Source organism: Polyangium sp. 6x1 (genome assembly GCF_029946515.1).
In the GTDB taxonomy this organism is placed as follows: Bacteria; Myxococcota_A; Polyangia; order Polyangiales; family Polyangiaceae; genus Polyangium.
The window spans coordinates 81,246-87,691 of the sequence record NZ_JARZHH010000050.1 but is presented as its reverse complement, the minus strand read 5'-3'; the positions used below and the strand labels follow the sequence as shown (position 1 = coordinate 87,691).

At 72.6% G+C, this 6,446-nt stretch carries 4 protein-coding genes and 1 pseudogene; 2 read left to right on the top strand and 3 right to left on the bottom strand.

Annotated elements, in window-relative coordinates; all coding sequences use genetic code 11:
- Together QHF85_RS35090 and asd are read right to left on the bottom strand one after the other, a co-directional pair.
- A pseudogene (locus tag QHF85_RS35090) lies at positions 1-1,203 on the bottom strand (hypothetical protein); the annotation flags it as partial.
- Positions 1,200-2,039, bottom strand: a complete 840-nt coding sequence (asd, locus tag QHF85_RS35085) for an archaetidylserine decarboxylase (RefSeq protein ID WP_281331752.1) — start codon at positions 2,037-2,039, stop codon at positions 1,200-1,202. The gene asd and the pseudogene QHF85_RS35090, both read right to left, overlap by 4 nt.
- 390 nt (positions 2,040-2,429) lie before the next feature.
- On the opposite strand from asd, the gene QHF85_RS35080 reads away from it, so the two are divergent.
- Entirely contained in the window at positions 2,430-3,275 is an 846-nt protein-coding gene (locus QHF85_RS35080) for an MBL fold metallo-hydrolase (RefSeq protein ID WP_281331751.1), read from the top strand.
- Positions 3,275-4,909 (top strand): sigma-54-dependent Fis family transcriptional regulator, encoded by a 1,635-nt coding sequence (locus QHF85_RS35075; RefSeq protein ID WP_281331750.1) that lies wholly within the window; start codon positions 3,275-3,277, stop codon positions 4,907-4,909. Before QHF85_RS35080 ends, QHF85_RS35075 begins: the two co-directional genes overlap by 1 nt.
- Before the next feature lie 9 nt (positions 4,910-4,918).
- Here the strand turns inward: QHF85_RS35075 and QHF85_RS35070 are convergent, their stop codons facing one another.
- Complete coding sequence (locus QHF85_RS35070) at positions 4,919-6,439, bottom strand: hypothetical protein (protein ID WP_281331749.1); 1,521 nt, start codon at positions 6,437-6,439, stop codon at positions 4,919-4,921.
- Positions 6,440-6,446: the final 7 nt, after the last annotated feature.

Genomic DNA, 6,446 nt, shown 5'->3' with positions numbered 1-6,446 from the left:
CGGCGGCGGGGTCGCCTGCGCGGACGCCGGCGGCGGCGGCGGGGCCTTGGGCGGCGGGAGCGAGGTCGACGCGGTCGGCACGACGCCAGGGTCGGGGACCGTCGGCGCCTGACGCCGCGGCGGCGGAGGCGGCGGCGGCGGCTTCTTGGGCGCGGCCGCCTGCTGCGCGTCGGTCGTCGCTGACGCCTTCCGGGCACCCTCGGAGACACGTTCGGGCTCGATCTCCTCGAACGCATCGACCTCGTCCGCCCGGGCCTCCTCGGCGACGGCGGAGACGACGTCGTCGTCGGCCTCCTCCTCGGCGACCTCGACCACGAGCTCCGGCGCCGACTCGAGCGGCTTCGTCCGCGGCGCGGTCTCGCGCGCCTCGATCGGCGTGACCGGCGTATCCATCGGCGGGCGAGGGACCGCGGGCGGCGGCGCGAACGCCACGGTCTGCGCCTGCTCGGACGCGAACTGCGCGGTGATCGCCGCGACCTCGGGCGGACGCGGCGTCCAGCCCTCCTCGACCACGTCCTCCGCGGGACGGGCCGGCGGGACCGTCGAGCGCCTCGGCTTCGACGTCGCCTCCGCCGCGGGCATCGCCGGCGGCGGCTCCGAATAAACCTTGACGGGCGGCAGATCTTCGCCGACCGAGAGGATCCGCATCGGCTGGATGACGCCGGCGTCGCCCGCATCCATCGCAGGGAGCGGCTCGGGCGGCGGCGCGGCTTCGGCCACCGGCTCCGGCGCCGGCGTCGCCGCGTCGTCCGGCAGCGCGACCTGCCCCTCGGACGCGGGCATCGTGTCGTCCTCGGTCTTCACCGTGCGGCGCGAGCGACGACGCGGCAGCGGCGGAGGCGCGGCGCGCTCGGGCTCCGCGGCGAGGGCAGGCAGCGTCTCCGTGGGCGTCTCGATCTGGGGCACGGCGGGCGGCGCCGGCACGGCGGGCGAGACGGAGGCGGCGGGCGGGTTCGAGGCCCGCGGCGGCATGTTCGTGTTCGGTCGAGGCGGCGGAGACGAGCCGCTCACGGGCACGCGCGAGGGGCGCGGCGGCGCCGGGACGCTGCCTCCCGGGCGGGGCGGAAGGGGGCGAGGCGCTGCCCCGTCCACGCTCCCCGCGGCACCGGCGACGCCCGAGACGCCGGGAGGGGGCCCGTCGATCCCGTTCGAGGTTTGCGTCGCCGTGGAATCTTCAATCCCGCGGGGAGGTGTCTCGCTCATCGGCTGTCTGCTCCGTGCAGAGACTCGCCCATCCGGATCGGGCCGCCCTGGATCCCCCAGGGACGGGCCTTGCCCGGCTCGACGAAGAGGACGGCGGTCGAGCCGAGATGGAACATGCCGATCTCGTCCCCGCGCTTGACGGCGTACCCAGGTTCGAGCCGGTGCTCGCCGTAGGGCACGTCGCGCGCGTCGATCCCGCTCACCGTGATTCGACCGACGATCATCGCGGCGACCATCACGACGGTGACGCGACCGTGCGCCTCCGTGTCGATGCAGATCGCGACGCGACGGTTGACCGAGAAGAGCTTCGGCACGTGCGTCTCGCCGAACGAGTTCACGGGGAAGTACTCGCCGGGGAACGAGCGCACGAGCGAGATCGTGCCGCCGGCGGGGGCGTGCACGCGGTGGTAGTCGCGCGGGCTCAGGTAGACGATCCCGAACTGGCCGCCCTCGTAGCGGCGCGCGTCGTCGGCGTCGCCGACGAGGTCGAGGGCGGAGTAGTCCTTGCCCTTCACCCGGAAGACGCCGTCTCGCTCGATGATCCCGAACGAGTCGATGCGCCCGTCGGCGGGGCTCACGAGGGCGCCCTCGTCGGGGCAGAGGGGGCGGGCTCCGTCACGCAAGGGGCGCGTGAAGAAGGCATCGAAGCACGAGAAGCCCCCGTCGGGGGTCACGGCTTCGGCCATGTCGACCTGATAGGCGCGGGCGTAGATCCCGACCACCGCGGACGTGACCGCTTGGGGCATCGGGAGGTCGCAGAGCCGGCCTACGGCCCGGGTAATGCGCTCGCGCGGGAGCGCACGCAGGATCTGAGCGGCAGCGTACGTGGCGATCATCGTAGAGATCGGAAAAAGTCGGCCTGGCGGAGCTTAGGCACCGGGCGGGATTAGGGTCAACGGCGGAGCGCGACCGCGGGACCGGTTTTCACGGGGTTTCACTCGTACGACCCTGCTACCCGACGCACGGCTGGGTACGCTTGGACGGCTGGGGCGTGAGGCGCGCGTGTGTTCGGACCAACATGACGGCCTCTTTCCGCCTCGTCAACGTGGATGGGCGCCCGCCGGCGAGCGCTGTCCGCGGGGGCGATCCGTTTTGGCGCGGCGCCGCTCGGTCTTGGTGCAGCGCCGGAGGCGCCTCCTCGCGATCCGCGGGAAAAGCCCGGGATTTTGCGACGGCACGACCTTCGCAAAGGGGAGACGTCGAAGGCAACGACGAGGAGGAATCAGATGGACATCACGTTCTGGGGCGTTCGCGGCAGCATTGCTTCTCCGGGTCCGGACACGATCGGCGTCGGCGGCAACACGAGCTGCGTCGAGGTCCGCTGCGGCTCGACGAAGATCATCCTCGACGCGGGCACGGGCATCCGCGCGCTCGGCGACAAGCTCCTGCGCGAGGGGTCGGTCGAGGCGGCGCTCCTCCTCTCGCACGTCCACTGGGACCACATCCAGGGCATCCCCTTCTTCGTCCCGGCGTACGTGCCGAGCTCGAACATCCAGGTGATCGGCAGCGCGAACGGCGTGATGTCGCTGCGCGACGCGCTCGCCTACCAGATGACGGCGCCGGTCTTCCCCGTGCGGCTCGACCAGCTCGGCGCGAAGATCGACTGGCGCGAGGTCCGGAGCGGCGAGCGCTTCCAGATCAACGACGTCGTCGTGCGCGTGGCGCGGCAGAACCACCCGGGCGGCTCGTTCGCGTACCGCCTCGACTGGAACGGCCGCAGCGTCGTCTACGCGACGGACACCGAGCACTTCGCGTGCATCGACCCCGAGCTCTACGCGCTCTCGCGAGGCGCTGACGTCCTGATCTACGACTCGCAGTACACGCCCGACGAGTACCGCGGCACGGCGCCGGGCAACTCCAAGGTCGGCTGGGGTCACTCGACGTACGTCGCCGGTGTCGAGCTCGCGAAGGCCGCGGGCGTCGGGCAGTACGTGCTGTTCCACCACGACCCGCGCCGCTCGGACGCGGGCGTCGCCGACCTCGAGCAGAGCACGCGCGAGCTCTTCCCGAACGCCGTCGCCGCGCGCGAGGGCATGGTCATCGGCCTCGACTCCGTCGCCAGGGCGGCCTGATGGGCCTCCCCGCGCTCCGCGTCCGGGACGAGCCGTCGATGGTGACGACGGCCGCGTGGCACCTTATGCTCGAGCTCGCCCCAGGCTCCATGTCGCGCCTCTCCCTCCTCGTCGATCTCGCATCGCTCCTCGCGCGCGAGGTCGACCTCGACGCGCTCCTCGGCACCGCGTGCGAGCGCCTCGCGCAGGCGATGTTCGCCGACCGCGCGACGATCTGGCTCGTCGACGCCGAGCAAGGCGACCTCGTGACGCGCGTGGCGCTCCTGCCCGAGCTGCCCGCGCTGCGCCTCCCGCTCGGCCGCGGCATCGCGGGGTACGTGGCCCGCACGGGCGAGGTCGTGCGCGTCGGCGACGCCTCGACCGACCCGCGCTTCGATCCGACGGCGGACCGGGCCACGGGCTACACGACGCGCTCGATGCTCGTCGCGCCGATCCGCGAGGAGGCGCGCGCGCCGGTGCGCGGCGTCGTGCAGCTCTTGAACAAGCAGGGCGAGGGCGGCTTCGACGAGGAGGACGAGCGGTACCTCGTCGCGCTCGCGAGCCAGCTCGCCCGCGCGCTCACGATGACCACGCTGCGCGCGGCCGACGGGGGCAACCCCGGCCTCGTGCTGCAAGGGCCGTTCAACCGCATCGTCGGCCGCAGCGCCCCGATCACGGCCGTCTACGAGAAGATCCAGCTCGCCGCGCAGACCGACGCGACGGTGCTCCTGCGCGGCGAGACGGGCACGGGCAAGGGCCTGTTCGCCCGCGCGATTCACGTGAACTCCCGGCGCCAGGCGCGCCCGTTCGTCACGGTCGACTGCACGACCCTGCCCGCGCAGCTCGTCGAGAGCGAGCTCTTCGGCCACGAGCGTGGCGCGTTCACCGGCGCCGATCGGCGCGTCCCGGGCAAGGTCGAGCTCGCCGAGGGCGGCACCTTGTTCCTCGACGAGCTCGGTGACCTGCCGCTCGACATCCAGGGCAAGCTCCTCCGATTCCTTCAGGATCGTACATTCGAGCGGGTCGGCGGGCGCAACACGATGCGCGGCGACGTCCGCGTCGTGTGCGCGACGCACCGCGACCTCGAGACCGCCGTCGCCGAGGGCCGCTTCCGCGAAGACCTCTACTACCGCGTGCGCGTCGTGGAGATCGAGCTGCCGCCGCTCCGGACGCGCGGTCGCGAGGAGATCGAGGCGCTCACGCGGCACTTCGCCGACGTCTACGCGCAGCGCTACGGCAGACCGAGCCCCACGTTCGATCCGGCCGCGCTCCTGGCCATCGGCAGTCACACCTGGCCGGGCAACGTGCGCGAGCTCGAGCACTGGATCGAGAGCGCGATCGCCCTCGCGCCCGACGGCCGCATCACGCCGGCGCACCTGCCGCAACGCAGGCGCCCAACCACGATCTCCGACGGACGATCGAGCGAAGAAGAGGTCCGCATGCCGCTCCACCTCTCGCTCGACGACGCGATCGAGCGGTACGTCGGCGCGGTCGTGGCTGTGTGTGACGGCAACAAAACCGAGGCCGCGCGCAGGCTCGGCGTCGGTCGAAACACGATCGCGCGCGCCCTCTCACGCCGCCACGGCGGAGGCCCGACCTCGCGTGGGCCGGACTCGCTCCTCGGCGGCACGCACGGACGCGGCGACGACGACTGACCGGACTTCCTAGCGAGGCATGCGGCGCGCGGCCTCGCAGATCGCCGCGCGGATCGCGTCCTTCGGCAGCTCCGGCGCGGCCTTCTCCTCGCACGCCACCGCGGGCTCGAACGGATCGAGCGCGATGCCGAAGCGGAACGGGCGATCGAGATCGCTCGGGTCCGGGTGCAAGAGCCCGTTCAGCGAGTGCCACCGCCCGAAGCGGTTGTACACGTCGTCGATGCGCTCCACGAGCGGCGCGGCGTTCTGCGTGTCGCCCATCGCGAGCAACGACTCCGCGAGGTGGCAGCGCACCGAGGCCTCGTGCGGGATGAGCGCGTGCGCGCGCGCCCGCTCGATCGACGCCGCGCGCGCGTGCCCTCGACCTTGCAAGAGCTCCCCGAGCCGGATCCGCCGCGCGATTTCCTTCACGTTCGCCGGCATCGCGCCGGGCTCGAGCTCTGCCGGCAAGTCCTTCGGCAGGCCCGTGATGTGCCCGCGCCAGCGCTTCACCCACGTCTGAAAGTCTGCCGCGCTCACCTCGGCGATCGCCTGCTCGAAGTCCTTCGAGCTCTCGGCCGCCTTGAGCCGCACCACGAGCTGCGGCAGCGCCTCGTCCCCTGCCTCGCGCGCCCAGTACCGCACGAAGCTCGCCACCTCGGCGAACGCCACCTGCGCTTGCTCCGCCGACGGCAGCATCGCGATGGACGGCCCGATCTTGTCGAGCTCCACGCCGAGCCCCTTGTCGAGGCCCACGCGCGCGACCACGTCGACCGGCGGGAAATCGTCGAGCGGCTCCTTCTCGCGCCACCGCACCTCTTGCCGCTTCGCCACGCCCTCCTGCAGCCACAGGGGCGCCTTGTCGCGCGTGCCGCGCGTGAGCGCGAGGTGCGTCAGCTCGTGCGCCAGCGTGTCGAGCCACGCGTAGCCGTTCGTCGTGGCGCGCGGCGAGATCATCGTCACGCGCCCCCACTTCGCCACGGCCACCGTGCCCGTCGTCTGCGCTGCCTCCTCGGGCAAACCCGTCATCGCCGCGAGCGTGAACTGATCCCGCACGAGATCGATCCGCATCGGCAACGGCAGCTCCACGCCGAGATCCTTCGACAGGTTCTCGCGTGCCTTCAGTGCCACGTCCACGATCAGCGGCACGAGCGCGCGATCCTCGTCGTCTTGCAGCCGCACGACGACCCCGCGTTCGTCGTCGCGCACCGTCAGCGTCCCGGCCGTCGCGCGCGCGCATCCGCGCGACACGTCGCCGAGCTCCATCGCCTCCGGCCGGTTCGTCAGATCCGGCCGCGAGAGCACGGCCACGGCCCCGTCACAGTCGCCCTCGTAGAGCAGGAGACGCGCCGTTTCGAGCGCGAGCGCCGTGTCCGACGTGTCCGCGCCGTCGAGGATCTTGCGCGCCGCCGCCACGTCGAGCTCCAGCGTCGCTTCCCGCGCGCGCCGCGCCCGATCGAGATCCCCGAGCAGCGGCACGTACGCCCCGCTCGACGCCGCGACGCTCATCGACGTCGCGGCCGCGAGCGCACCCAGAAGAACCTTCCGCATCGCGACA